Source organism: Roseibium sp. (assembly GCF_039982295.1).
Classification (GTDB): Bacteria; Pseudomonadota; Alphaproteobacteria; order Rhizobiales; family Stappiaceae; genus Roseibium.
The window spans coordinates 403703-428655 of sequence record NZ_JBDWYP010000092.1 but is presented as its reverse complement, the minus strand read 5'-3'; the positions used below and the strand labels follow the sequence as shown (position 1 = coordinate 428655).

General features: G+C 57.9%; 21 protein-coding genes. 14 read left to right on the top strand and 7 right to left on the bottom strand.

Going from position 1 to position 24953, the window contains the following annotated elements:
* The first annotated feature begins 69 nt into the window (after window positions 1-69).
* Together ABJZ52_RS22110 and ABJZ52_RS22105 are read left to right on the top strand one after the other, a co-directional pair.
* Window positions 70-939 (top strand): DMT family transporter, encoded by an 870-nt coding sequence (locus ABJZ52_RS22110; RefSeq protein WP_348187047.1) that lies wholly within the window; start codon window positions 70-72, stop codon window positions 937-939.
* 101 nt (window positions 940-1040) lie between these two features.
* A complete protein-coding gene (locus tag ABJZ52_RS22105) occupies window positions 1041-2270 on the top strand; it encodes a multidrug effflux MFS transporter (RefSeq protein ID WP_348187045.1) in 1230 nt (409 codons plus the stop codon).
* Between the two features lie 76 nt (window positions 2271-2346).
* Here the strand turns inward: ABJZ52_RS22105 and ABJZ52_RS22100 are convergent, their stop codons facing one another.
* Window positions 2347-4419 (bottom strand): 4Fe-4S dicluster domain-containing protein, encoded by a 2073-nt coding sequence (locus ABJZ52_RS22100; RefSeq protein WP_348187043.1) that lies wholly within the window; start codon window positions 4417-4419, stop codon window positions 2347-2349.
* A 187-nt stretch (window positions 4420-4606) separates the two neighbouring features.
* Between ABJZ52_RS22100 and ABJZ52_RS22095 the strand changes: the two genes are divergently transcribed.
* Together ABJZ52_RS22095 and ABJZ52_RS22090 are read left to right on the top strand one after the other, a co-directional pair.
* Window positions 4607-5149, top strand: a complete 543-nt coding sequence (locus ABJZ52_RS22095) for a DUF3305 domain-containing protein (RefSeq protein WP_348187041.1) — start codon at window positions 4607-4609, stop codon at window positions 5147-5149.
* Complete coding sequence (locus ABJZ52_RS22090; protein WP_348187039.1) at window positions 5139-5858, top strand: DUF3306 domain-containing protein; 720 nt, start codon at window positions 5139-5141, stop codon at window positions 5856-5858. Before ABJZ52_RS22095 ends, ABJZ52_RS22090 begins: the two co-directional genes overlap by 11 nt.
* A gap of 13 nt (window positions 5859-5871) precedes the next feature.
* Here ABJZ52_RS22090 and ABJZ52_RS22085 read toward each other — a convergent pair whose 3' ends face one another.
* Together ABJZ52_RS22085 and moaA are read right to left on the bottom strand one after the other, a co-directional pair.
* The gene (locus ABJZ52_RS22085; RefSeq protein WP_348187037.1) at window positions 5872-6210 is read right to left on the bottom strand and encodes a hypothetical protein; all 339 of its coding nucleotides are present in this window, start codon (window positions 6208-6210) and stop codon (window positions 5872-5874) included.
* 4 nt (window positions 6211-6214) lie between these two features.
* Window positions 6215-7204 carry a GTP 3',8-cyclase MoaA gene (gene moaA / locus ABJZ52_RS22080; protein WP_348187182.1) on the bottom strand — a complete coding sequence of 330 codons (990 nt, stop codon included), beginning with the start codon at window positions 7202-7204 and terminating at the stop codon, window positions 6215-6217.
* Window positions 7205-7585: 381 nt separating this feature from the next.
* Here moaA and ABJZ52_RS22075 point away from each other — a divergent pair, with 381 nt between their 5' ends.
* From ABJZ52_RS22075 to ABJZ52_RS22060, 4 genes are all read left to right on the top strand, one after another.
* On the top strand, window positions 7586-7915 hold the full coding sequence (locus ABJZ52_RS22075; protein WP_348187035.1) for a metalloregulator ArsR/SmtB family transcription factor: 330 nt from the start codon (window positions 7586-7588) through the stop codon (window positions 7913-7915).
* Window positions 7912-8343 (top strand): SRPBCC domain-containing protein, encoded by a 432-nt coding sequence (locus tag ABJZ52_RS22070; protein WP_348187033.1) that lies wholly within the window; start codon window positions 7912-7914, stop codon window positions 8341-8343. The genes ABJZ52_RS22075 and ABJZ52_RS22070 overlap by 4 nt, the downstream gene beginning before the upstream one ends.
* Window positions 8344-8434: 91 nt before the next feature.
* A complete protein-coding gene (locus tag ABJZ52_RS22065) occupies window positions 8435-9871 on the top strand; it encodes a deoxyribodipyrimidine photo-lyase (RefSeq protein ID WP_348187031.1) in 1437 nt (478 codons plus the stop codon).
* A gap of 51 nt (window positions 9872-9922) precedes the next feature.
* Window positions 9923-10288, top strand: a complete 366-nt coding sequence (locus tag ABJZ52_RS22060; RefSeq protein ID WP_348187029.1) for a DUF971 domain-containing protein — start codon at window positions 9923-9925, stop codon at window positions 10286-10288.
* Between the two features lie 36 nt (window positions 10289-10324).
* On the opposite strand, the gene ABJZ52_RS22055 is transcribed toward ABJZ52_RS22060, so the two are convergent.
* From ABJZ52_RS22055 to ABJZ52_RS22045, 3 genes are all read right to left on the bottom strand, one after another.
* Window positions 10325-10669, bottom strand: coding sequence for a hypothetical protein (locus tag ABJZ52_RS22055; RefSeq protein WP_348187027.1), 345 nt, complete (start codon window positions 10667-10669; stop codon window positions 10325-10327).
* Window positions 10670-10937: 268 nt separating this feature from the next.
* The gene (locus tag ABJZ52_RS22050) at window positions 10938-11531 is read right to left on the bottom strand and encodes a L,D-transpeptidase (protein ID WP_348187025.1); all 594 of its coding nucleotides are present in this window, start codon (window positions 11529-11531) and stop codon (window positions 10938-10940) included.
* A gap of 203 nt (window positions 11532-11734) precedes the next feature.
* Window positions 11735-12361, bottom strand: coding sequence for a chloramphenicol acetyltransferase (locus tag ABJZ52_RS22045; RefSeq protein WP_348187023.1), 627 nt, complete (start codon window positions 12359-12361; stop codon window positions 11735-11737).
* 331 nt (window positions 12362-12692) lie between these two features.
* On the opposite strand from ABJZ52_RS22045, the gene phnC reads away from it, so the two are divergent.
* The 5 genes from phnC to ABJZ52_RS22020 all read left to right on the top strand — a co-directional run bounded on the left by phnC (window position 12693) and on the right by ABJZ52_RS22020 (window position 18070).
* Window positions 12693-13535: a phosphonate ABC transporter ATP-binding protein gene (gene phnC, locus ABJZ52_RS22040; RefSeq protein WP_348187021.1), complete on the top strand. Its 843-nt coding sequence runs from the start codon at window positions 12693-12695 to the stop codon at window positions 13533-13535.
* Between the two features lie 52 nt (window positions 13536-13587).
* Window positions 13588-14508: a phosphonate ABC transporter substrate-binding protein gene (phnD, locus tag ABJZ52_RS22035; RefSeq protein WP_348187019.1), complete on the top strand. Its 921-nt coding sequence runs from the start codon at window positions 13588-13590 to the stop codon at window positions 14506-14508.
* A 74-nt stretch (window positions 14509-14582) separates the two neighbouring features.
* Window positions 14583-15431, top strand: a complete 849-nt coding sequence (gene phnE, locus ABJZ52_RS22030; RefSeq protein WP_348187016.1) for a phosphonate ABC transporter, permease protein PhnE — start codon at window positions 14583-14585, stop codon at window positions 15429-15431.
* Window positions 15432-15442: 11 nt separating this feature from the next.
* Window positions 15443-16777: a phosphonate ABC transporter, permease protein PhnE gene (phnE, locus tag ABJZ52_RS22025; protein WP_348187014.1), complete on the top strand. Its 1335-nt coding sequence runs from the start codon at window positions 15443-15445 to the stop codon at window positions 16775-16777.
* An 87-nt stretch (window positions 16778-16864) separates the two neighbouring features.
* Window positions 16865-18070: a lytic murein transglycosylase gene (locus tag ABJZ52_RS22020; protein WP_348187012.1), complete on the top strand. Its 1206-nt coding sequence runs from the start codon at window positions 16865-16867 to the stop codon at window positions 18068-18070.
* Between the two features lie 67 nt (window positions 18071-18137).
* Here ABJZ52_RS22020 and ABJZ52_RS22015 read toward each other — a convergent pair whose 3' ends face one another.
* Window positions 18138-19106, bottom strand: coding sequence for an aldo/keto reductase (locus ABJZ52_RS22015; protein WP_348187010.1), 969 nt, complete (start codon window positions 19104-19106; stop codon window positions 18138-18140).
* A 316-nt stretch (window positions 19107-19422) separates the two neighbouring features.
* On the opposite strand from ABJZ52_RS22015, the gene ABJZ52_RS22010 reads away from it, so the two are divergent.
* Window positions 19423-24951, top strand: a complete 5529-nt coding sequence (locus ABJZ52_RS22010) for an MG2 domain-containing protein (RefSeq protein ID WP_348187008.1) — start codon at window positions 19423-19425, stop codon at window positions 24949-24951.
* The last annotated feature ends 2 nt before the right edge of the window (window positions 24952-24953 follow it).

Here is a 24953-nt window from a genome sequence, read left to right as displayed (position 1 = left end):
TTGATCACCAGGGTCTAAGCAGGGTTGGTGAATGGGCATGCTCCTGTTCGCTTTTCATGGAGAGCTGTTTTGGAAAGTCGGGACAACGGGCCTGCAATCGGTGCGATGCTCGTGGCGAATGCTGCTTTCCTGCTCAACGACACCCTGGTGAAATTTTCATCTGATCATTTGCATCTCGGGCAGATGATTTTCGTGCGGGGTGCGATCTGTATCGTTCTGTTGGCGGTCGTCTGTAAGGTCACAGGTGTGTTCCGCTCGGCGCGGTTTCTCATCCATCCGATGGTTCTTCTCAGAACCCTCGCCGAGGTCTGTGCGACGCTCCTGTATCTGACCGCCTTGATGCGGATGCCTATCGCCAATGCCACGTCAATTCTTCAGGCGCTTCCCTTGGTCGTGACCGCCGCTGCGGCCATCTTCCTCAAGGCGCCCGTTGGCTGGCGGCGCTGGACGGCAATTGGCGTCGGCCTGACAGGTGTGATGCTCATCATCCGACCCGGGTTCGAAGGCTTCGACGCATGGGCGCTCGTTGCGCTGGCTGGCGTCATGTTCATGGCAGTGCGCGATCTCTCTACCCGGCAGATGCCGGAGAAAATCCCGACCTATGGCGTCAGTCTCATGACGGCTGTGGGCGTAACGATCATGGGGGCTGGGCTCTCGGTGTCAGAGGGTTGGCAGCCGATGGTCCTTCAGGATTATCTGAGTTTGTCCGGCGCTGCCGGGTTTATCCTCTTCGGCTATATCTTCATCATTCTGGCCATGCGCTCCGGCGATATTTCCGTAGTCGCTCCCTTTCGTTACTCGGCGGTTTTATGGGCGCTGGCAATTGGGTTCATCGTCTGGGGCGAGGTTCCCGATGCCATGACAATCATCGGAACAACGATCATCATTCTGACTGGCATCTACAGCTTCTGGCGCGAAAGGCGTCTGTCAGGCGGATAGTCAAATCAACATCTTTCTTCTCATCCGGTGAGCTTGTTTTCGCCGGATGCGCCTCTTATTGTCCACAATCCATCCTTCCGCGAGGGGCCTGCGTCCGCCGCATGACAACCAAGACATCGACAGCATATGAAACGGCCCCGAGACGGGTCCCGTCACTTGCGATTTTGATCGCGATTTCGACGGTCGCGCCCGTTTCTATGAATATATTCCTCCCATCTCTTGCCGGCATGGTCGAGGCATTCGACACCACCACGGCGACGGTCCAGCTGACAATGTCGGTGTATTTTGCCGCAGTTGCCTTGGCGCAGATCTTCCTGGGGCCCTTGTCGGATCGCTATGGTCGGCGCCCCGTCATTCTGGCCGGGATGGCGCTTTATGTGGTCGGAAGCGTTCTCTGCCTGTTGGCTCCGACCATAGAGATCTTGATCCTCGCACGTGTCGTGCAGGCGATTGGCGGCTGCGCCGGCCTTTCTTTGGGCCGTGCCATCGTTCGCGACCTTTATGAGCGCGACAAGGCAGCCAGCATGATTGGCTACGTGACGATGGGCATGACCGTCGGTCCAATGCTCGGTCCGGTGTTCGGCGGGCTGCTGGACGAAAGCTACGGGTGGCAGGGGGGATTCTACCTGATGGTCGGGCTCGGTGTAGTCGTTCTTGTTGCGTCCTTGTTCAACCTTCATGAGACGAATCACAAAAGGACCTCCAGCGGGGGGCTATCGGGACTTTGGCGCAACTATCGCAGCCTTGGCCGTCACAAGCTGTTCTGGGCCTATGCGTTGACAGCCATGTTCACGTCATCCGTCTATTTCGCCTACCTGGGCGGCGCGCCTTTTATTGCCGCCCAAAAGTTCGGCATGGGTCCCGCCGAGATGGGGCTCTACTTCATGTTCGTGGCGGTAGGCTACATCGTCGGAAATGGCATTTCTGGGCGGTTCGCTGCACGCGTCGGCGTGTTGAAGATGGTGGTGGTCGGCTCAGCGCTGCCGGCGATTGCCATCGTCGCATTGATCATTGATGCCGGGTTTGGTCTGGCGCATCCGCTCGCGTTGTTTCTCCCTATGTTCATGATCGGTCTGGGCAACGGCATCTGCCTGCCAAGCGCCGTTTCTGGCGCGGTCAGTGTGAAGCCGGAGCTTGCTGGCGCGGCGTCAGGCCTGAGCGGCAGTCTTCAGATCGGATTGGGTGCCTTCACCAGTGCTCTTGTCGCCTGGCTTTTGTCCGACGCCATGTGGCCCGCGTCTATCTGGCCGATGGTGACGGTGATGGCTTTGGGAACCGTCGGAGCCTACAGCTGCGTCTTTGCTGCCATCGCGTTGGAACGCCGCGCCTGACACCTCCGTCTCCGGACTAAGAAAAAAGGCGATGCCATTTCTGAGCATCGCCTTTTTGTGTGTTCGGGTTGGAGCTCTAGTGCTCCTTGAGGAAGTCCTCAACCGAAAGACCGCTTTCCTGAGCCTCCAGATAGTCATCCGTGGTGCGGAGACGTGGGCGCGGGCTGGTCGTCCGTAGCAGGCTGTCCTCCATGTTCCACTGCGCGTTGATACGGCAGTCGTCGCACATTTCGATCAGATTGACCTGAGCGTCCGAACGGAACATGTGGTGTTTGCCTGCCAGCTGGCTTTTGATCCGCTCGATGGTGGACTTGGTACCGAAGGCCTTGCCGCAAGAGGTGCAGGTCGCAGGTTCTTCCGAATGCAGAACCATTGGCTGCATGGCCGAAGCTTCCGTGTTGAACCGTGCCTCGAGCGAAATGACGTTTTCCGGGCAGGTGGTCTGACACAAGCCGCATTGGACGCAGGCTGATTCAATGAAGCTGACCTGAGGGCGGTCTGGGTTGTCGGAAAGCGCACCTGCCGGACAAGCCGAAACACAACTTAGGCAGAGTGTGCAGCCGTCGCGGTCAATGGCGATCCGGCCATAAGGAGCTTGCTCCGGCAAGGAAAGAAGAGCCGGTGCTTCTGGCGATGCACTGTGGAGCGTTGTGATGGCCAGGCGGGCAACATCCCGTTTGCCGCCCACTGCAGCGATCCGCCGCGGGGCTGAGATCAACGGCCCGGCATAGGAGCCATCAGACAGCGCCTCGGCGAGCTTGTCCGGATCGCTATCGCAGACAATCGCGATCCTGTTCTCGGAAGTGTGTCCCATGCCAGTGACAAGGGCACGGGCAAGCTCGGCCTCGTTTTCCAGCGGCAGCATCTCATCCCGGTTGGCGGGATCGCTTAGGAACACGATCCGTTCAGCCCCGGCAAGAAACGCTGCAACCATCGCCTCATGGCCGAAGCCTGTGACCGCATGAATACCCATGGGTAGGACATTGCCCGGCAAGCCGTCCGAAAAACGGGCCAGAGCACCAATGACGTCTGCGCCATGGTCGCTGTCATGAACGAGAAGCACAGGTGCACTTCCGCCTACCTCTTGATAGCCGATCAGTAGGCCTTGAACGCGCCCAAGTAGGTCTTCGCGATGGGGATACTGATAGTTGATGGCGCCGGTCGGACAGCTGGCTGCGCAGCTGCCGCATCCGCCGCAGATGCCAGCGTCGATTGCGACCTTCTCGCCCGTCGACTGGATCGCGCCCGCAGGACAGGCGTCGAGGCAGTTGGAGCAACCGGTCTTGCCTGCGTGGCTGTGGGCGCAAATGTCAGCATCATAGGCAACATAAAGTGGTTTCTCGAACTCTCCGACCAGGTCGCCCGCGTCCCGCAAGATGCGCGCGACGGCAAGTGGATCCGCGGGATCCGCGCGGAGATAGCCATCGCGCTTTTGCGGCGCGGTAATCGAAGCGATCTCGCCGCTGAGATCGACGACCAGCGCGCAGCTTGATTTTGCCCCGTCGCGTGGCATCAGAAATTCGGGCGTGCGCCGTGAGGAGGGGAGCATCGGCGCATAGCCGTTGAGCACGACGTCAAAGGCTCCGAGCGAGCCTTTGAGCGTCTTAATTTTCCCGCGAAAAATCGGAAACGGCAGCACGGAGGGCAGAACCACATCGTCGCTCGACGTGAGAACCAATGTCACCGAAAGGCTGTCCTCCAGCGCCAAAGCGGCATCCAGCGCGGCTTGCCCGGCGCCGTAGACCAGGCACAGACCATCGGATGCAATGGTTTTGACCGGCGTCGGCCTTGCAGCCGAGGCGTTATCTGCATCCTTCAGAAGAGCGAGGATCTTTGGTGTCGGGTCGACGGCATCTGTTGTCCAGCCCGCTGTTTCCCGGATGTTGACGAAGCGAGTCCGATCTTCAGTGCCAGCTTCTTCGGCAATCTCGCGAAAGAGCGGCGCTTCCTGGGTGCAGGCCACGGTCAGCGGGCCGTCACCCTCGAGTGCTGTCTCAAATACGTTGATCTCATCGCGGCACAACTGACTGCAAACAGGGGCAGCAAGGCGCTCGCCGAGAGCTTGGGCTGTGTCATCGAGCGCCATTGTCTTGAAACAGTTGCAGACGAGGATGCGGCCTTTGCTGGCAGGCACCTGGGAAGCTGGCATCGACGATCTCCGGTGGGAGTAACCCCGTTTTTTATAATCATTCCAAGTTTATAGGTGGTGGCATCATTTGCAAGGTCGAACTGCCGTGAAACTCTTGCCCCCCACGGCAATTGATCCTCGCCTTTTCAAAGGTTTGCCCGAGGCCACAAATGGCCTAAAATGACTTGCGAGATCGGGAGAATATGCCTTGGAAGTCGAGATCACACGTCAGGTCTGCATCGTTCTGGAACAGCGAAAGAGCCGGCATGCCTGGATTGATCATACTTGGCTGCCAGTCGCCATTCTGTCTGATGCTGGCGGTGACGGAACATGGCAGGAAGCTGAACCGGATGGCGACACGCGTGTCTTCACCTACGGTCCGGTTGCCCTGACCCTGCACCGGCGCATGGGAGAGGCTTATGATGCCAACATTGAGACCGAAGCCCCTGCGCTTTGGGTGATGCTGGACGACGCTGACAGTGAGTCGGTCCCCTTCAAGGTCCGTGGTGTTACCGCAGATCCGTATGAGGCCATGGGCGCACTCGATTCCGGTGAAGGTGTGGTCGAGCGCCTTCCAGTCCCAACGGAAATTCTGCATTGGATGGTCGATTATCTGAAGCAGATGCCTGACCCGGAAAAATTCAGGAAGAGAAAGCGCGTGCCTCATTCCGGCGAGGAGTTGAAATTCGGCAAGGTGCCGATCTTTGAGCCCGGCGGACGGCGCGAGGGGACGTCACGCAATGACACGTGAGACCTCCGAGAGCGAGGGCTTTCTTCAGCGCTGGTCCCGGCGTAAGCGGGGCGAAGCGGAAGATGTCGAAACAGCCTCAAATGAAGTTGGCGAACCGGCGATCTTGGATCCTCAAGACGGCGCGACTGCGCCAGACATGCAGGAGGATCCTGAACTGGTCGCAAATCGTGAGGCCGCCGAAGCTGTTGATTTGGACAGCCTTGTCTATGAATCCGATTTCACCGTCTTCATGAAGAAGGGTGTTCCAACTGAACTCAAGAACGCTGCCCTTCGCAAACTCTGGCGCAGCAATCCTGTTCTCGCTGTGGTCGATGGTCTCAATGACTATGATGAGGACTTCAGAGTTGCCGAGGGCGCTCTCGAACATTTCCAGAGCGCCTGGAAAGTCGGGAAGGGTTACGCCGATAAAGCCGAGGAAGTGGCGGCGGAAATGGAGGAGAAGTCAGCCAGACTTGCGGATGCGCGCCAACGCCTCGCTTCGGCTGATACGCTGGGTCTTGAGGCCGACGCTGACGCCAGACAGCATATTTGTCCAGAGGAAGAAGATGAGCTGACGCCGGTCGAAGGACTTGGGCCGGGGGAAGAGTTGCCGATGCCTGACCACACCGAGGATCAGGTGGTAGATGAGACCTCTGAGGACAGCGCAAAGCAGGACATCCCGCCTCAGAAGGTTTCGATCCGTCGTCGCATGAGCTTCTCGACGGATTAAAGAGTGTTAGATTCTAGCCACCGGCTGGAAACTGTGTTTCGCAATAGGACGTCGCGCGGCGCTTGAAAGACGGGTACTGGCTGTCCTTGATCATCCCCTCTGCAAGCAGTTGGTCGATATCTCCGACACGTTTGGCGAGGCAGGCATCAAGTTCTGGATTGCCTGACGTTTGCGCTTCCGGTTCATTGCCCGTGACCATTGCTATGGTGTCGCGAACGAAGGGGACATTCTCGCGGCCAAGCCAGACCATCAACGCAAGACAAGACATGGCGATCGCAAAAGCGGCGACCCTGCTTCCTTTGTCAGCCAAGGGCGATGCCGACTGCGAGCTGGTATCCTGCTCGTCACCCATGGTGCTAGCCGCCGGTCACGCTCATGTGCCGTGTGACGGCAGGTTGCTTGGTGCGTCGGTCGATGATGAAATCATGTCCCTTTGGCTTGCGGCCGATGGCTTCATCAATGGCCGCGCTCAGGAGCTCATTCCCTTCCGAAGCTCTAAGCGGCGCCCGCAAGTCGGCCATGTCATCCTGGCCGAGGCACATGTAGAGCTGGCCCGTGCAGGTCACGCGGACCCGGTTACAGCTTTCGCAGAAATTATGGGTCATCGGGGTGATGAAGCCGATGCGGCCACCTGTTTCCTTCACCGCCATATAGCGGGCAGGGCCACCAGTCTTGTAGGGAATGTCTTCCATCGTAAAGGCATCGGACATGCGCGCACGAACAAGCGAAAGTGGCAGATACTGATCCGTCCGGTCCCCGTCGATCTCGCCCAGAGGCATCGTCTCGATCAGGGTCAGGTCATGGCCGTTGGCATGGCACCATTCCATCATCGGAATGATCTCGTGCTCGTTGACACCCTTTAGAGCGACCATGTTGATTTTGATGTCGAGGCCCGCGTCTTTCGCGGTCTGGATACCCTCCATGACCTTGCCGAGATCCCCCCAGCGGGTGATGGCCTTGAAACGATCCGCGTCCAAAGTGTCCATGGAAACGTTGACCCGCTTCACGCCGCAATCGCGCAGCTCAGGCGACAATTTTGCAAGCTGGGACCCGTTGGTTGTGATCGTCAGTTCCTCAAGGTCGCCGCTGTCGATATGACGCGACAGGCCCCGGATCAGGCTCATGATGTTCTTACGGACCAGCGGCTCACCACCCGTCAAACGCAGTTTGCGAACACCTTTTTCAATGAAGGCGGTGCAAAGGCGGTCGAGTTCTTCAAGCGAGAGAACCTCGCGCTTGGGCAGAAACGTCATGTCTTCGGCCATGCAATAGACACAGCGGAAGTCGCAGCGGTCGGTCACCGAAACTCTGAGGTAGGATACAGCGCGCCCAAACGGGTCGATCATCATCGGCTTTTCCCTGGGGGTATTGCCCAGATCGATGGGCGTTGAAGTGGACATTGAACGGTCCGTCGTACCACCCGACATTCATCTCTCCCTAAGTCCCGCCGCGCGTCCGGCCGGATGCCTTTTCGGCACTTGAAACTAACCTAATGCAATTTGGATCAAGCGCAATATCCGGAAGGGACAAAGATTTTTGACCCGGCTTCACTCCGCCTTTTTTGATCCGTTTTCTTCCCGGCTTCCTGAAATTCTCCGGAAAATAAATGATACTTGCGGGTATCATTTAAATACGATACTTTTTGGTATCATTTTGAGTGGGGGGAATAGAGCGATGTCATTGGATGAAAGGTCTTGGGGGCTACAGCTCGCGGAGGGGAGAGGCCAATGAACCTCGGTTCGCAGCAAACCTTCCGCGCTCTGGCTGATCCGACCAGGCGGCAAATCTTGATGTTTTTGAAGAAGGACAGCATGACGCTTGGTGAAATCGCGGGTCATTTCGACATGACCCGCGCCGCCGTGAAGAAACATCTGGTGATGCTTGAGGAAGGGTTGCTGATCACCAGCCGTGCGGAGGGCCGCGAGCGAATTCACGAGCTTCAACCTGCCGGATTGAAAAGTGCCATCGAGTGGCTCGGCTATTTCGACCAGTTCTGGGATGAGCGCCTCGCCAGCTTTAAAACGGCCATCGAAAGTGAAACGGGAGAACAGGAATGACTGGTACGACGATTGTAAAAACCGTATTTTTTGCCGCCCCTCCTGAAACTGTCTGGGCTTTCCTTACCCAGAAGAGCAAGTTGGAGAAGTGGTTTCACCCGGCCAGTTCTGATCTTGTGCAAGGTGAGGACTACGCCCTGCTTGACCGGGACAATGGCGAAAAACTCTGCTGGGGGACTGTCCTGGAAATGGATCCGGTCAGCCGTCTCGTCTGGTCGTTTACAGTCAAGCCGTTGAATGGTGCCATGACGAAAGTGATCTGGGAACTGGAAGAAACAGCGGGCGGGACGCGGCTGTCCTTGAGCCATGAAGGCGTTGAGGTTGCGGCCGGAGAGGCGGCCCTGTCTCTTCTGACTGCCCTTGACCGGGGGTGGGATGAACATTTTGGCAAGTTGCGCGAGACGATCAAGGCCTTGATCCCTGCCTAGGTGATCCGGGGGCTTGCAGCCAAGCGATATTTTCAGTGATCTGAAACCCGGCACTTGCGTAAGCTTTGAAAACGCTCACAAAGAATGGCTCATGATCACCATCGTCTGGTTCCGTCAGGACCTTCGCCTCTCCGACAATCCTGCCTTGAGCGAAGCCGCCGCGCAGGGGAAAGTTCTTCCGGTGTTTATTCTGGAGGACCCGGCATCAAGCGGGGAGACACATCCACTTGGTGGTGCGAGCCGTTGGTGGCTCCACCACAGCCTGAAATCATTGGCGCAGGATCTGGGCGATCTTCTGATCCTGCGCGGTGATGCGAGGGTCGCGCTGCCTGCCTTGGTCGAACGGACCGGCGCTGAGGCAGTGCACTGGAATCGGTGCTATGAACCTCAAGCCATCGAGAGAGACAGTGAAATCAAGGCGAGCTTGAAAGAGGCAGGTGTCAATGTCCGCAGTTTCAAGGCGTCTCTTCTGTTCGAACCCTGGGAGTTGGAAACAAAGGCCGGCGGTCCTTTCAAGGTCTATTCGCCCTTCTGGCGTGCGGCCCAACAGAAGATCTTTTCGACGCCTCTCCCAGGACCTGAGAAGCTTGAATTGGCCTCCTTCGACGCTGAAAGCTCGCTTGACGAGCTGAAGCTTTTGCCAGAGCAACCGAACTGGGCCGAAGGTTGGGATGAGCTTTGGGTACCGGGCGAAAAGGGTGCGCGAGATCGCTTGAACGCCTTTCTTGACAGGGATCTGAAAGGTTACGGCGAACTGCGCAATCGGCCCGATCTGCCGAATGTTTCCAGATTGTCGCCTCACCTTCATTTCGGCGAGATTTCGCCAAGCCAGATTCGGCAGGAAACGCTTGTTGCAGCGGAGAAAGCGGAAAACCTCGACAAGGATGCTTCGAAATTTCTCAGCGAGATTGGCTGGCGCGAGTTTGCCTATCACTTGCTCTACCATTTCCCGACGATCCCGCACGCGAACTGGAAGCCGGGATTCGATGCCTATCCATGGCGGGAGAGTGAAGAAGACCTCAGGGCCTGGCAGACCGGCCAGACCGGATACCCGATTGTCGACGCCGGCATGCGCGAGCTTTGGCACACCGGTTACATGCACAATCGGGTGCGCATGATCGTCGCCAGCTTTCTGATCAAACACTTGCGTCTTGATTGGCGCCATGGCGAGGCATGGTTCCGCGATACTTTGCTGGATGCTGATCTGGCCAACAACGCGGCGAGCTGGCAATGGGTGGCGGGCAGCGGAGCCGATGCCGCGCCTTATTTTCGGATTTTCAATCCCATGACCCAGGGCGCGAAGTTCGACCCGGAGGGTGACTATGTGCGTAAATGGGTGCCGGAGCTGAAAGAGCTCGATACGACATATCTCAATGCTCCTTTCGATGCGCCGGGGGCGGCCCTTGTAAAGGCCGGTGTCCGGTTGGGAAACACGTATCCCAGGCCCATTGTGGATCACTTCAAGGCCCGTGATGCTGCACTGGAGGGCTACCAGTCGGTAAAGCGGGCAAACGAAGACGCGGCTTGATCTTTGCTGTGACGCGCTTATCGTCCGCGCAAAGCACCGGAGACACAGCACGTGAGCGAACAGAAAGCCTGGCCGACGGAACTGCGCCTGAAGAACGACAAGCAGACATTGCTCGTATCCTTCGATACGGGGGAAACCCATGAATACAGTGCGGAATACTTGCGCGTATGTTCGCCGTCGGCAGAGGTCCAGGGACATGGACCTTCTCAGAAAAAGACGGTGCCGGGCAAGTCGCATGTCGGCATCATGAAGATCGAACCGGTCGGAAACTATGCCGTCCGCATCCATTTCGACGACATGCACAACACCGGTATCTTCACCTGGGACTACTTTCTCGCGCTTGCCAACGAAAAGGACAAGCACTGGGGCGGGTACCTTAAGGAATTGGAAGAAAAAGGCCTTTCACGCGAACGCTGAAGCGCTTTCGTGGCCGAGCGGGATCTGGAGGCAGCCTCAGTCTTCAGGCTGCTTCCTTCCCAAATCGATCGCCATTCGATCCACATAGGCGAGGATCGCTTCGATATCATCGAGTGAAAGAAGTACCTCGCGAATGGTGGCCGGCAGGTGTTCGGGCCGAGGGTCGTCACCGTCCAGCCGGATGTGGGCAGGATGCGGGTTCCGCGCCATGAAACTGCCGAAGCGCTCTTCCCAATCCTTCAGGAATTCGATCATGGTCTTGAAAGACGGCGTCGAGGATGTGCCGGCGAAGCGATCCGACTCGCTGACGATATGGCAGCGAGCGCAATGGAGTTTGGAAAGGGCCAGTCCGCGTTCGGTCAAGGGATCTGCTACAGGCATTTCAGCTGTCGCAGGACGTGATTGAACCGCCGTTAGCAAGCATAACGACAGAGCCAGACACAGGAATTTGGACCTGGCCGTCGAGTGTTTGTCTGATGTTGCAGATGGCTGACACCCCCTTGACCTCCAAAATTCCCAGCAAGGCATCTGGCTCTCCTTTTTTCTTATTTAGCCAGAGAAAGGAGCGAGATGCCAGTGGTCTGAGGAAGGGCTTAGAATGCAAAAAGCCGGCACAAGGCCGGCTTTTCGACTGAGCTCAAAAGAACGATCAGCGTTTGACGATGATCTTCGATCCAACGCTGACGTTCTTGTGCAGGTGGATGATGTCTTCGTTTGCAAGGCGAATGCAGCCGGAAGACACGGCGCTGCCGATTGTCCACGGTTCATTGGTGCCATGTACGCGGTAGAGGGTCGAGCCGATGTAGAGCGCGCGTGCGCCCAGCGGGTTGTTTGGACCACCCTTCATGTGTGCCGGCAGGATCCGGCCTTTGGCGCGTTCACGAGCACGCATCTGTGGCGGAGGTGTCCAGCCCGGCCATTCCGCCTTGCGGGTGATCCGGTGCGTGCCAGACCACTGAAAACCGTCCTTGCCAACGCCAATGCCATATTTCATGGCCTTGCCACCAGGCAGAACGTGATAGAGGCGGCGCTCTTCGGTATCGACCACAATGGTGCCCGGGCTATAGGGACCACTGTATCTGACTTTCTTTCTCCGAATTGGCGACTTTCCGCCATAGGATGGACCGTAGCTTACCCATTTTTTGCTGTCTGGGTCAAAAAACTGACCACCTGGCGCGGCGAAAGCTGCGCTGGTTGCAAACATGATCAGCGCCGCGCAGATCGCGAAAATTCCCTTACCCATCCTAAGTCCCCAATGGTTCGGTATTAAAAAGTAGACGCAATTAAACTCATTCAATCCTAGACTTTTAGCCTTGCCGTTGGGTTAATGCTATCTCTTGGCGCTGTTCATCAACGCTTGCTCACGGACTTGTGAGCGAGAGCTTAGGCTGCGGTGCACGCAGGGCGCGATGCCGATGGTCTGATCAGTGCTGCCGAGACGCTTTGCTATCTGTATTTCTCGATAAAGGCGTCGATGGACAGAACTCTGAAGTCAGGAAGCCTGGCTTTGAGAATAAAGTGGTCCCAGTCCCACCAGGCGATTGCCTGAAGAGCGTCGCTCTGTTCTGCCGAAAAACGGCGTTTGATTTCCTTCGCAGCAACGCCGCCAACGATTGTGTAGGGTTCAACATCTTTGGAGACAACTGCGCCGGCAGCCACGATGGCGCCGGTTCCTACGGTAACACCGGCAAGCACCGTTGCCCCGTGGCCGATCCACACATCATGGCCCAGTGTCACCCAGTCCTTTTTCCGCCATTCGAAGAAACTGTCGTCGTTGTCACCAAGATCATAGGCTGCAGCGCGATAGCTGAAATGATGCTGCGAAGCGCGCCATGTGGGGTGATTGCCTGGATTCAACCGCACATTTCGGGCGATGGAGCAGAACCTGCCGATGGTCGACCAGACCACATCACCGCCCTGTACAATATAGGAATAGTCGCCCATCTGGCTCTGGCGCATCTCTGTATGAGCGCCGACTTCGGTCCAGACGCCGAGTTCGGAGTCCAGTACGATTGCATCAGGATGAATGTTCGGGGCAGACGTGAGGGCGGATTTGTCGGTTGGGCCGGGCATTTGTCACCTTGCAGGAATGAAATAACCTGCGGTGATTACGCTGCGACGGAGTTAAATACTTTGACAGTTTGATGATGTTTTGATGAACTTTCATTTTTGGGGTCGATAGTCGCCTTTTGTGAAGTGGGAGGGATGAGATTTGTTTGGTGGAGAACGTTATTATATTAAGAAATATGAATGAGATATGTGTAAATGATTTTTTGATGTCACTGAACTGTCATTTATTAGTTGTCAAAACTTCAAGTCAGCAGAGAGCTGTTGTCATTTCTCTGTAATATAGTCGTGGCTCTTGTCGCAGCTGGAAATTCTAATTCAGCGACAGGGCCTCCGGGTGATCCACTTCGAAAGCGTCACAAAGGACTTTGGCACCCGCACAGCGGTTGACCGGGTCAGCTTCACTATCGACAAGCCGCAGATGGTCGGCATCATCGGGCGGTCCGGGGCGGGCAAGTCCACGCTTCTGCGGATGATCAATCGCCTGACACCGGCGACATCCGGCCGCATCATTTTCAAAGGCGAGGATATTCTGAGCCTCAAGGGCGCGATGATGCGTCGCTGGCAGCGCGATTGCGCAATGGTCTTCCAGCAGTTCAACCTCGTCCCGCGCCTTGATGTCGTCACCAATGTCATGCTCGGCCGGTTGAACGCTCAGTCGACGCTCAAGAGCATGTTCAACATCTTCAGCGCCGATGATGTGAACACGGCGCTCGCAGCGCTTGATCGCCTGGGAATTGTCCAGGAAGCGACCAAGCGGGCAGAAGAACTGTCCGGCGGACAGCAGCAGCGCGTCGCCATTGCCCGTGCTCTCATGCAGGATCCGCACATGGTTCTGGCCGATGAGCCGATCGCATCCCTCGATCCGATGAACGCCAAGATCGTCATGGACGCTCTGCGGGAGATCCATGAGCGCGACAACAAGGTCGTGATCTGCAACCTCCACACGCTCGATACTGCGCGCACCTATTGCGACCGCGTCATCGGAATGCGCGACGGCAAGGTTGTGTTCGATGGAGAGCCGGAGCTGCTGACCACCGAAGTGGCTCGCGAGATTTACGGCGCCGACGAAAGTTTCAACGAAGCGGCGACATCGACCGCCATCGATACACCGGACGCAAGCGTTCGGAAAACAGATCCTGCCGGTGCGATGACGCCGGCAGCTGCGGCCGTGGTTTAGACCCGGCTCCTTTCAATCGTCATCAGTATCCATCTCTTTGGGAGTGCCCCAGATGAACCTCGTTTCTAAGTTTGCCGCCCTTGCTGCGGTTAGCATGCTTGCCCTGAACGCAACCTCCGCAGTTGCTGCAGACAACATCACCGAATTCCGCATCGGCATCCTCGGTGGCGAAAACGCCTCTGACCGCCTGCGCGCTTACGAGTGCCTCGAAGAAAAGACCGCTGACCTTCTCGGCGTTCCGGTCAAGCTCTTTGCTCCTGCCGACTACAACGGCGTGATCGAAGGCCTGCTCGGCGGCAACCTTGACCTTGCATGGCTTGGCGCTTCTTCCTACGCCAAGGTTCACCTGACCGACCCGGAAGCTGTTGATCCGGTTCTCGTCAAGGTCAACGTCGATGGCGGCTACGGCTACTACTCCATCGGTTTTGCGCGCGTCGACAGCGAGATCAACTCGCTTGACGACATGAAGGGCAAGGTTTTCGGCTTCGGTGATCCGAACTCCACATCCGGTTACCTGATCCCGTCCATCGCCATCCCGCAGGAAGGCTACTCCATGAAGCCGGGCGAATACTTCGGCGACGTGAAGTTCACCGGTGGTCATGAGCAGACCATCGTTGCGGTTTCCAACGGCGACATCGATGCTGGCGTGACCTGGGCTGACGGCCTTGGCGAATGGGAAGACGGCTACAACTCCGGCGCCCTGCGCAAGGCATCTGATGCTGGTCTGGTCGACATGACCGAACTGCAGCAGATCTGGCAGTCTCCGGTCATCCCGGAAGGCCCGATTGTTCTGTCCAAGAAGCTGCCGGAAGACGTCAAGATCAAGATGACCGGCCTGATTGCCTCCTTGAACTCCATTGACCCTGATTGTGCCTACAACATCGCAGCAGGTGAGACCAAGGGCTTCATGCCGATCACTCACGAAGCCTACGTCAACATCGTTGAAGCACGTAAGGCAAAGAACAAGAACTAATCGTTCTTTGAAACAGGAACGCGGGCCGCAAGTTGGCCCGCGTTTTCTTTGGACTTCTTTTAAGGACTTTCGACATGGCCGTCGCCGCTTTGGAGCAGGAAATCCTCTCCTTACGCAAACGTCGCCAGCTTTACTCCCTCATGGGACTTTTGCTGGTCGTTGCCGTTCTGGTTTCCGGATTTTCGAAATCAAACGAAATGAACTCCGGCGGCTTCCTTCAGGGGCTCTCGAAATTCTTTGATTACCCCGGTGAAATTGTCCTTGAGGCCTGGAACGCCGGACCAGCGTTCTTCGGCCTGATCATTCAATATGTGCCAGCGATGCTGGAAACATTGAATATCGCGGCAGTTGCCACTTTGCTTGGCGGCGCAATGGCGCTTGTGCTGGCAATGGCATCAACCCGCAACGTCGACAGTTGGGGGCCGCTGATCCCGGTCGTACGTCGTATGATGGATATCATGCGCGCATTCCCCGAACTCATCATCGCATTGTTTTTGATCTTCGTCCTCGGATCGAGCCCGGTCCCGGCCATGATCGCCGTCGCATTTCACACTGCGGGTGCACTTGGCAAGCTGTTCTCCGAGGTCAACGAGAATATAGATCGCAAGCCGATCGAGGGCTTGAGCGCCTGTGGTGCCAGCTGGCTGCAACGCATCCGCTATGCGGTGCTGCCGCAAGTTGCGCCCAACTACCTGAGCTATTTCCTGCTGCGCCTGGAAATCAATGTGCGTGCGTCGGCCATTCTCGGTTTCGTCGGTGCCGGCGGCATCGGACAGGAGCTTCGACGCACCATTGGCTGGGGGCAGGGGGCTGGAGATGAAACCGCTGCGATCTTCGTGCTGCTTTTTCTCACCATCATGCTGATCGATCAGGCCTCGTCCTACCTCCGTGGCAAGCTGGTCGGCTCCGGCCGAGCTCACTAAGGGAAAAGTCCATGTCCACCGATACCCTTGAGCCGGTTGTCACGCCTGATCTGGTCCGGGCAAAGGTTCGCAACAGAACCCTGTTCACGATCTTTGTTCCGTTGGTCATCCTTGGCTACCTGATCTACACATGGTTCGCCTTCGATGTCGCGGGGCTCTTGTCCAAGGCGCAGCCGGAGAGAGCCGCTATCCTTGCGACAGACTCCGTCGCCTACAAGGTGCACGTCACCAAGAACATCCGTCGGGATCAACTCGAGGTCGCCATCGAGGGCGAGCGTCGGGCAGCCTATGATGACACCAACTACCCCGATTGGGTCCAGGTAGACGGAAACAATTCGGTTGTGGATCTGGGCGAGGGCTATCTCGTCGAGATCGTCGGCAAGACCATGACCTTCACTGTTCCTGGCTACGGTGTCATCACTGCGACGGCGACCAATTCCGGGGTCGACATCACGGTGCCGCCAGGAGATCAGCCGGACTGGCTGAAGACAAACCCCAAGAAGCTTGATGCGCGCCCGACGCTTGACCGGCGTGTGCAGGTGACCCGCACCAAGATCGAGGTGCATAACTTCTTCGGTGGTTGGGAAAACTTCTGGTTCTCCTTCAACTCCGACCTTTATGGCATGTCCTTCAGCCAGCTCTATGCATTGGCACTCAGCGCCGACCGCATGGATCCGGACTACCCAAATCTCTGGCACATCGTGCATGAGTTCCTGGACAATCCGGACTGGCAGCACGGCGAGATCTTCCTTGCGCTCCTGGAAACGATCATGATGGCCGTGCTCGGAACCATAACGGCCGCCGCATTCGGCCTTCCGCTTGCCTTTCTGGCCGCCCGGAACTTTACGCCCTCTGTCTTCTTGCGCTTTGGTACGCGCCGACTGTTCGATTTTTTGCGCGGCATCGACATGTTGATCTGGTCGCTGATTTTCATCCGGGCTTTCGGCCTTGGCCCTCTGACCGGTGCATTGGCAATCGCCTTCACCGACACGGGCTCCCTCGGCAAACTGTTCTCCGAGGCGCTTGAAAACATCGACAACAAGCAAGTCGAGGGGGTTCGGGCGACAGGTGCTAACCAGCTGCAACGCTACCGCTTCGGCGTGATCCCGCAGATCCTTCCGGTCTTTGTGTCTCAGGTGCTCTACTATCTGGAATCCAACACCCGTTCAGCCACCGTGATTGGGGCGCTTGGCGCAGGCGGTATCGGCCTCATGCTGGTCGAAACCATGAAGACCTCCCGCGACTGGGAGAACACCAGCTACATCATCATTCTGACGATCCTCGTGGTGATCGTGATGGATCAGAGCTCGAGCTGGCTGCGTCGCAAGCTGATCGAGGGAAAATAAACGTTCTTGCCCTAATTCAGACTCGATAGATCGTCAGCGTGTCTGGCATCGATTCGGCGAGCTGCGGGGCTGGAAATGCGATTTGAAATGTCGGCTTTGATCCGGAAAGGCACATGTCTTTCCGGACTGATATCAGGACTATTGGCTCTTTCTGGTGGCCCCTCGGCGCAAGCCGCATCGATCGACAGTTGCGTGACCGGCTTGAAGGCTCAGGCGGTGAAATCCGGGGTTCGGCCCCAGATCGCCAACCAGATGCTCTCGGGCGTTGCCTACGATGAGAAAGTCATCCGCTTCTCGACCTCGCAGCCGGAGCACAAGACCCAGATCTGGGACTATATGGCGTTTCTGGTGGATCCGCAGCGGATCGCCGACGGCAAGAAACTTCTGAAGAAACATCGTTCCACGCTGTCGTCGGTCGAAAAACGCTTCGGCGTTGACCGTCACGTCGTTTTGGCCGTTTGGGGCATCGAGAGCGACTATGGCCAGTTCCGCGGCGATTTCTATACGCCACATGCGCTGGCAAATCTGGCCTGCGCCGGTGGACGTCGCTCAAAATACTTCCGCGGCGAGCTGATCAAGACCCTGCAGATCGCCTCGCGCGGTGACGTGCCCCACAGCGATTTTCGCGGATCATGGGCTGGCGCGTTCGGCCAGACCCAATTCATGCCTTCGACCTACATCAGTCTTGCTGTAGATTTTGACGGAGATGGCCGAAAAGACCTCGTCAACTCCGTTCCGGATGCGCTTGCATCGACGGCCAACTTCCTGAAAAACGCGGGTTGGCGCAACAGCCGTCTCTGGGGCTTCGAGGTGAAAGTGCCCAAAGGCTACTCGGGTCCGTCGGGGCGCAAGAAATACGCATCCATGAGCACCTGGACGAAACGCGGTCTCAGGAACATCGACGGCAGCAGCTTCAAGAGCAAGCAGGACACCGCCCTGATACGGCCTGCCGGGGCGAACGGACCGGCGTTTCTCGTCACCCGCAATTTCAAGGCGCTGCGTTCCTACAACGCTTCGACGTCCTATGGTCTTGCGATTGCGCTTCTATCGCAGCTCGTGTCTGGCGGTGAGCCGTTCAAGACGCCTTGGCCGACCAATGATCCGGGATTATCGCGGGCACAGCGGCTGGAGCTGCAGAAGTTGCTCAATCGCAATGGCTTCGATGTCGGCGAGCCCGACGGCAAGGTAGGCCCCGCCACCCGTGCGGGCATCAAAAAGGCGGAAGCGCGCTACGGTCTTCCGGTCACAGGCCGCCCTGGCTGGACAGTCTACAACAAGCTAGGTGGTCAATAAGCACCGTTTCTTGAAAGTGGCGGTAAGCTGCCCCGACTAGAAAACCGGGACAGCATATCGTTTCAGGTTATCGCTGTTCCAGCCGGTCGGTCGCGGGCGGCGGCGTGCGGGACAAAGCTGAAATCTCGCTGCGAAGCTCTTCGGTCATGTCGATGTCGATCGATTGCAACGAAGGCCTGAGCTGCTCCGTATGCCGTGCGCCGATGATCGGCGCCGTGATCCCCTCGTGCCCGCCAACCCAGGCAACTGCGAGGGATACTGGATGGACGCCCATCTTCTCGGCAAACAGCGTGAAACTCTCTGCCGTCTCATAGACCCACTCTTCGCCGTAGCGTGCAGCATACATGGCGTTCTCGGCAAGCCGACTGCCATCGGGCTTTAAGCCTGGTCGGTATTTGCCCGAAAGCAGCCCGCCTCCCACGGGACTGTACGAAATCACGCCCAGATTCTCTGACTGGGCCAGTGGCAGGATCTCGGTCTCTGCCTGGCGTTTGACCAGATTGTACATCGGCTGGAGCACATCAAATCGCGCCCAGCCTTCCTTTGCGCTAATGCCGAGCGCCTTTGCAATCTGCCAGGCGGCATAGTTGCTTGCACGCAGGTAGAGAACTTTGCCCGAGCGGACGACGTCCTCCAGCCCGCGCAACGTCTCTTCCAAAGGTGTTGCATCGTCAAAACGATGAACGAAATAGACATCCAGACGATCTGTTCCAAGCCGCTTAAGGCTAGCGTCGATCGCCCTCGCGACATGGCGCCGGTTTGTTCCGCCTGAATTGGCGTCTTTCCCGGTCTGACCCCAGACCTTGGATGTAATCACGAGCTCATCGCGTTCGTGAGCGATTTGCCGTCCCAGGATTTCTTCCGCCGCGCCATCTGAGTAGATATCCGCGCAGTCGAAAAAATTGATACCTGCATCCCGGCAGGCGCCATAAAGAGCGGCAGCTGCGGTCTCGTCCGCGTCGCCGCCGAAAGACATGGTGCCGAAGCAAAGTTCGGACACCTTGATGCCGGTGCGTCCCAAGGACACGAGTTTCATGACAGACCTCCAGATTGAATGGGTGTTGCGACGATAAGGATCTGATCCAGCTGCGCTCGTAAAGACTGCGTTTGGGATAAGCTGTTGTCACGGTCAATATTACGGCGCAGGATGTTTTCGGTCGGGATCGTGATTGTTCGGTTTCAGTCCACCTCCGTCGAATTTTGGGCGGTCGGGAAGACGTTTCAGCTGCTGGAACGGCGATGGACGTCGCGGCTTCTGCCCGACAGTTTTTGATTTCTGCCTTGGCAACGTCATGATCGCGTGTACCGTTACCCATCCGCAGGTTTGTCGATGCCCCAGGGGGGAGGTGGTTATGTCGTTTCGGTATGTCTTGGAAGCCGCGAAGGTCGGTGGTCGGCGGTTTAGGTCACTGTTGCCCCAGTACTTTGCGATTGGTGCTTTCGCAGCTTTGACGCTTGCGGTGCCGGTTCACGCGCAAGAAAGGCGTATCGTCACAATCGAAGATGCCGACTTCTTTGGCGGCGACTACCGGACCGTCAAGGATGTTGACCTGTCAGGCTGTGAGGCCGCGTGTCTTGCCGACAACATGTGCCGCGCCTTTACCTACAACACCTCGGCCGGATGGTGCTTTTTGAAGTCAGACTTCGGTCAGTTGCAGAGCTTCGTCGGAGCGATTGCGGGCAGGGTCGTTTCTGTCGAGCAGCCACGGGAAGACCAACAGGCCGACCGCAAGGCAGATCTAGGTTTTCTGGATCGTAGTCTGCTTGAAACGGCTGAGACATATTCTGCCCGTTTGCAGCAAAGCCCTATCACGACCAGTTTGACAGCAGATCAGCTGCGCCGCGAGGCACGTCAGAAAATACTCAACAAGGACGGAGCTGTCGCAGAGGCTGATTTCGGAGCGCTTATTGCTTTGGAACCTGGCGATCTTGAGGCCTGGCAGGGGCTTGCCATGGCCCAGCTGATGCAGAGCCCTAAGGATTGGCAGGAGCGTCAGCGCAAACAGGAAAATGCGACATCCTCGTCCATCAACGCCTATCTGCGCTCCATAAGTGCAATTGAATGCGCGCGTTCCCTCGACCTGATAGGATCGTCTCTTGCTGCGCGCCAGCAGTGGAAGCCGGCGATCAAGGCCTTGCGTGCCGCTCTTGCGTTGGATGAAAATCCCGGTCTTCGCCGCCGCTACGATCAGATGGTCGCAGAACACGGCTTCCGGATTCTCAATCACACAGTGGCAGCCGACGCCGCCGCGCCGCGCATCTGTGTGGTCTTCTCGTCTTCATTGCCGCGTAACACCGATTTCTCGCCCTATGTCTCCGTCACCGGCCAGGGAACGACATCTGTTGAGGCCGACGGGGCGCAGGTCTGCGTCGATGGCGTTACCCATGGCGAAAGATACCGCCTGAGCGTGAGAAGCGGTTTGCCCGCGGCAGACGGCGAGGTTCTTGAGAAATCGGTAGACCTCAACATCTACGTCCGCGATCGCGCGCCATCCGTTCAGTTCATCGGCCGCGCCTATGTTTTGCCCGCCGGTGGCGAGCCGACGATCCCGATCGTGTCGGTGAACACGAGCGAAGTCGCCACAGAGATCTTCCGCGTCGGCGACCGTGCATTGGCAAGTGTCGTGCGTGACGGCAAATTCCTCCGCCAATTGGGAAGCTATCAGGCCGAACAACTGACGGATGATCTGGGCGAGAAAGTCTGGTCGGGAACGGTCGAAACGGAAAACAGCCTCAACAGGGACATCACCACGGCTGTGCCGCTGAACGAGATCGGTCTCGATATCAAGCCGGGCGTCTATGCAATGACGGCTCGTTCCAAGCTCGATACGCAAAACAAGTGGGGTCCACTCGCAACGCAGTGGTTCATTGTGTCCGATTTGGGCCTTTCCTCCTTGAGCGGGAATGACGGCATCGCTGTAAATGTTCGTTCGCTCAACACTGCCGAAGCCGTCGACGGCGTGTCGCTCAAGCTTCTTGCGGTCAACAACGAAATCCTCGGCGAGGTCACCACGGACGACGACGGTTTTGGCCGCTTTGCGCCCGGGCTTGGACGAGGACGTGGTGGTATGGCGCCCAGCTTGGTTGTCGCTGAAACGCAGGCAGGGGATTATTCCTTCCTGGATCTGAGAAAGCCTGCTTTCGACCTGAGCGACCGTGGCGTCGAAGGGCGTGCTGCGCCGGGACCTCTTGATGTCTTCGCCTGGACGGATAGGGGGATCTACAAGGCTGGCGAAACTGTGCACGCCCAAGCGCTGGTCCGCACGTCCAAAGCTGTGGCTCAGGAAGGCCTGCCTCTGACCTTTGTCCTCGATCGTCCCGATGGCGTCGAGCATTCCCGCTACCTGGTGCAGGACGCCGGCCTCGGTGGTCATTTGCAGGACTTCAACCTGGCTGCAGGGGCACAACAGGGTGTCTGGTCCTGGAAGGTGTTTGTGGATCCCAAGGGGGATGCATTGTCCCAGTCCACGTTCCTGGTCGAAGATTATCAGCCTGAACGTGTGGATTTCGACCTGGAAACCAGCGCCGAGTCCTTCAGCCGCAGCGCAGCAACACCGGTGTCCGTCGAGGCAAGGTTCCTTTATGGCTCCCCGGCGAGCGGCCAGACCATGGAAGGCGACATCATCGTGACGCCAACCCGGAAGCTCTCCAGTCAGCCGGGGTACATCTTTGGTCTTGCCGACGATATTTCCTATCCGACACGCGAAACGCTGCCGTCCGGGCTGAAGACCAACGCCAATGGCGCCTTGTCCTTCGGCGTGAATTTGCCGGAAATTGCTGGCATTACAGGCCTCTATAAGGGCGAGCTTGTGGCGAGACTGGTGGAGACCGGCGGTCGTTATGTCGAGCGCAGGTTGAATTTGCCGGTTGCCCAGGACGGCGAAAAGATTGGCATCAAGCCTCTGTTTGATGGCGGCGTCGACGAAGGCGGTCCGGCGTCTTTCAACGTGATTCTGCTCGGTGAGGACGGTGCGCCACGCGCCGCCGAAGACCTTTCCTGGACGCTCTCGCGCATCGAACGGCGCTATCAATGGTACCGAACCGATGGCTCGTGGAACTATGAGCCGATCACCACGACCAAGCGCGTGGCAAACGGCGACTTGTCGATACAAGTCAGACAGGCCGGAAGCCTGTCTTTGCCCGTGGAGTGGGGCCGATACCGGCTTGAAGTTCAGTCCGGCGGACCTCAGGCGACGGCAACCAGCGTCGAATTCTCGGCGGGCTGGTACACTGCCGATGCCACATCCGAGACGCCCGACTATCTCGATGTTGGTCTCGATAAGAAAAGTTACAGTCCCGGCGAAACGGCAACCCTGCGCCTGACGTCCCAAATGGATGGAATCGCCGTGGTGAACGTCGTCTCAGGCGGCTTGCTGAACTCACGGACGATCGAAGTAGAAGGTGGTGAGGCAGAAATTGGCCTGCCGGTGACGGAAGAATGGGGGGCAGGGGCCTATGTGACCGCGAGCCTTTATCGTCCCATGGACCTTAAAAACAACCGCATGCCGTCTCGGTCGGTCGGGCTTTCCTGGCTCAAGGTCGAGCCGGGGGAACGCGATCTTGATATCAGCCTGTCCGCGACTTCGACCCTGCGTCCGTCCACGACCCTGGAAGTGCCCATCGAGGTGGCGGGACTTGCTGCCGGCACCCAGGCATTTGTGACGCTCGCCGGCGTCGATCTCGGCATCCTCAACCTGACCGGGTTTGAGCCACCAGCACCAGAGGACTGGTATTTCGGCCAGCGGCGGTTGGGTGCGGAAATGCGCGATCTTTACGGCCAGCTCATCGACCGCACGTTTGGTGTTCGTGGCAAGGTTCGCTCCGGTGGTGATGCCATGGCCATGCGCCTTGAAGCGCCGCCTCCGGATGAAGAGCCGCTGGCGCTGTTTTCCGGTCTCGTCTCGCTAAATAGCGAGGGCAAGGCGGCTGTGCGTTTCGAGATACCTGAATTCAATGGAACGCTACGGTTGATGGCGGTCGCCTGGACAAAGGAGGGCGTTGGTCACGCATCTCAGGACGTAGAGATCCGCGCACCGATGGTGTTGACGGCGAGCCTGCCTGGCTTCCTGGCACCAGGCGATGTTTCTCGGCTACAGCTTGAGATCGACAATGTCGAGGGTCCGGCTGGTGTCTATGATCTGACCCTGTCGGCGGAAGGGCCGGCAGGTCTGGATCGCGAGGGACCTCACGTGCGTCAGCTGAAGCTTGGTGTCAGCGAGAAAACCCTTGTTCGCGTGCCGGTCTCCGCATTTGATGAGCAAGGCAGCGCGACGATCATCGCAGCTTTGGCAGCCCCCGACGGCACGGAGGTGGTCAAACGAATGCGATTGGATGTTCGCGATACCCAACCAGATGTGGTTCGCAGGTCCAGCTTCTCTCTTTCCGGCGGGGCGAGCCTTTCTCTTGATGCTGGCAGCTTTGAAGGGCTGCGGCCCGAAACCGTGTCGGTCAAGGTGACGGCGGGAGGCGCGGCACGTATCGATGTGGCCGGTCTTCTGGATGCCCTCGACCGCTATCCCTATGGCTGCACGGAACAAACAACCAGCCGGGCCTTGCCTTTGCTTTATCTGAACCAGGTCGCAACTGCCGCTGGCCTTGGGGATGATCCCGAGATCCGGGAGCGGGTCGTCAAAGCGATCCAGCGGGTTCTGGCAAACCAGTCATCTGACGGATCCTTTGGGCTCTGGAACAGCTACAGCAGCTATGACCCCTGGCTCGACGCCTATGTGGTCGACTTCCTCACCCGCGCGCGCGAAGAAGGCTATCATGTGCCTGAACTGGCCTTCGAAACGGCCCTGGACAACCTTGAGAATCGTCTGGCCTATGCCTCCGATTTCACCGAAGGCGGTGAGGAAATCGCCTATGGCCTCTACGTTCTGGCCCGCAACAGCCGGGCATCCATGGGGGATCTCAGGTATTATCTGGACGCCAAGCTTGGCTCCTTCTCAACGCCGCTTGCCAAGGCTCAACTTGCCGCAAGTCTGGCTCTCTATGGAGAGGCGAAACGTGCCGAGGAAGGTTTCAGAGCGGCAACCTTGGCGCTGGGCGAACGTTCCAGGAGCGGATACCGGGCTGACTATGGATCTGCACTGCGCGACGGTGCTGGTGTTCTGACCTATGTTTCGGCATCAGGCGCCAACAGCCCGGACCAGTCTCGTGCCAGTGAATTTGTGAAGGCTGCTCAGGAAAGCCGCTCCTATTATTCTACGCAGGACATGGCCTGGCTCCTGATGGCTGCACGCGAGCTCAACGAGCAGGCAGCGGCCACAAAAATTGCGGTCGATGGTGAGGAGACGCCCGGTCGGCTTGTCTGGTCATTCTCCGGCCTGACGCTTGAACGCGAAATACGCCGCATTGAAAACCGGGGTGGCGAGGGCACTGAACTGCTGGTTTCGGTGTCCGGCCAACCTCTGTTGCCAGAACCCGCCGGTGGTACGGACTATGTCATTGAACGTCGGATGTTTGATCTGGATGGCAACCTGGTTGATCCCGGGGCGGTTCCGGTCGGCACGCGCCTCGCCGTGGTCGTCACTGTTCGCGCCCTGACCGACACGCCGGGACGCCTGATGGTGGTTGACCGTATTCCAGCGGGCCTTGTCATTGATAATCTACGGTTGGTCCGTTCCGGCGATATCGGCGCTCTTCAATGGCTGAAGACCGTTGATCAACCCGAGCACGCCCAGTTCCACGGTGACAGGTTCGAGGTTTCCGTCGATCAGACGCGCACTGGCGGGTCGGAATTGAATTTTGCGTATCTCGCCCGGGCCGTGACACCGGGCAATTATGCGCATCCGCCGGCGTCCGTCGAGGACATGTATCGGCCGGAGCGCCGCGCAATCACCAGCACAGGGCGCCTGGCGGTGCTTGGACCGGTTCGGTAAGC

Excerpts from the sequence above, each read along its gene's own strand:
- ABJZ52_RS22050 (WP_348187025.1), bottom strand. The coding sequence starts at position 11,531 with ATGGGTAAGGGAATTTTCGCGATCTGCGCGGCGCTGATCATGTTTGCA.
- phnE (WP_348187014.1), top strand. The coding sequence starts at position 15,443 with ATGTCCACCGATACCCTTGAGCCGGTTGTCACGCCTGATCTGGTCCGG.
- moaA (WP_348187182.1), bottom strand. The coding sequence starts at position 7,204 with ATGATCGACCCGTTTGGGCGCGCTGTATCCTACCTCAGAGTTTCGGTG.
- ABJZ52_RS22070 (WP_348187033.1), top strand. The coding sequence starts at position 7,912 with ATGACTGGTACGACGATTGTAAAAACCGTATTTTTTGCCGCCCCTCCT.
- ABJZ52_RS22055 (WP_348187027.1), bottom strand. The coding sequence starts at position 10,669 with ATGCCTGTAGCAGATCCCTTGACCGAACGCGGACTGGCCCTTTCCAAA.
- ABJZ52_RS22015 (WP_348187010.1), bottom strand. The coding sequence starts at position 19,106 with ATGAAACTCGTGTCCTTGGGACGCACCGGCATCAAGGTGTCCGAACTT.
- phnD (WP_348187019.1), top strand. The coding sequence starts at position 13,588 with ATGAACCTCGTTTCTAAGTTTGCCGCCCTTGCTGCGGTTAGCATGCTT.
- ABJZ52_RS22010 (WP_348187008.1), top strand. The coding sequence starts at position 19,423 with ATGTCGTTTCGGTATGTCTTGGAAGCCGCGAAGGTCGGTGGTCGGCGG.
- ABJZ52_RS22075 (WP_348187035.1), top strand. The coding sequence starts at position 7,586 with ATGAACCTCGGTTCGCAGCAAACCTTCCGCGCTCTGGCTGATCCGACC.
- ABJZ52_RS22090 (WP_348187039.1), top strand. The coding sequence starts at position 5,139 with ATGACACGTGAGACCTCCGAGAGCGAGGGCTTTCTTCAGCGCTGGTCC.
- ABJZ52_RS22065 (WP_348187031.1), top strand. The coding sequence starts at position 8,435 with ATGATCACCATCGTCTGGTTCCGTCAGGACCTTCGCCTCTCCGACAAT.
- ABJZ52_RS22020 (WP_348187012.1), top strand. The coding sequence starts at position 16,865 with ATGTCGGCTTTGATCCGGAAAGGCACATGTCTTTCCGGACTGATATCA.
- ABJZ52_RS22105 (WP_348187045.1), top strand. The coding sequence starts at position 1,041 with ATGACAACCAAGACATCGACAGCATATGAAACGGCCCCGAGACGGGTC.
- ABJZ52_RS22045 (WP_348187023.1), bottom strand. The coding sequence starts at position 12,361 with ATGCCCGGCCCAACCGACAAATCCGCCCTCACGTCTGCCCCGAACATT.
- phnE (WP_348187016.1), top strand. The coding sequence starts at position 14,583 with ATGGCCGTCGCCGCTTTGGAGCAGGAAATCCTCTCCTTACGCAAACGT.
- ABJZ52_RS22100 (WP_348187043.1), bottom strand. The coding sequence starts at position 4,419 with ATGCCAGCTTCCCAGGTGCCTGCCAGCAAAGGCCGCATCCTCGTCTGC.
- ABJZ52_RS22085 (WP_348187037.1), bottom strand. The coding sequence starts at position 6,210 with ATGGGTGACGAGCAGGATACCAGCTCGCAGTCGGCATCGCCCTTGGCT.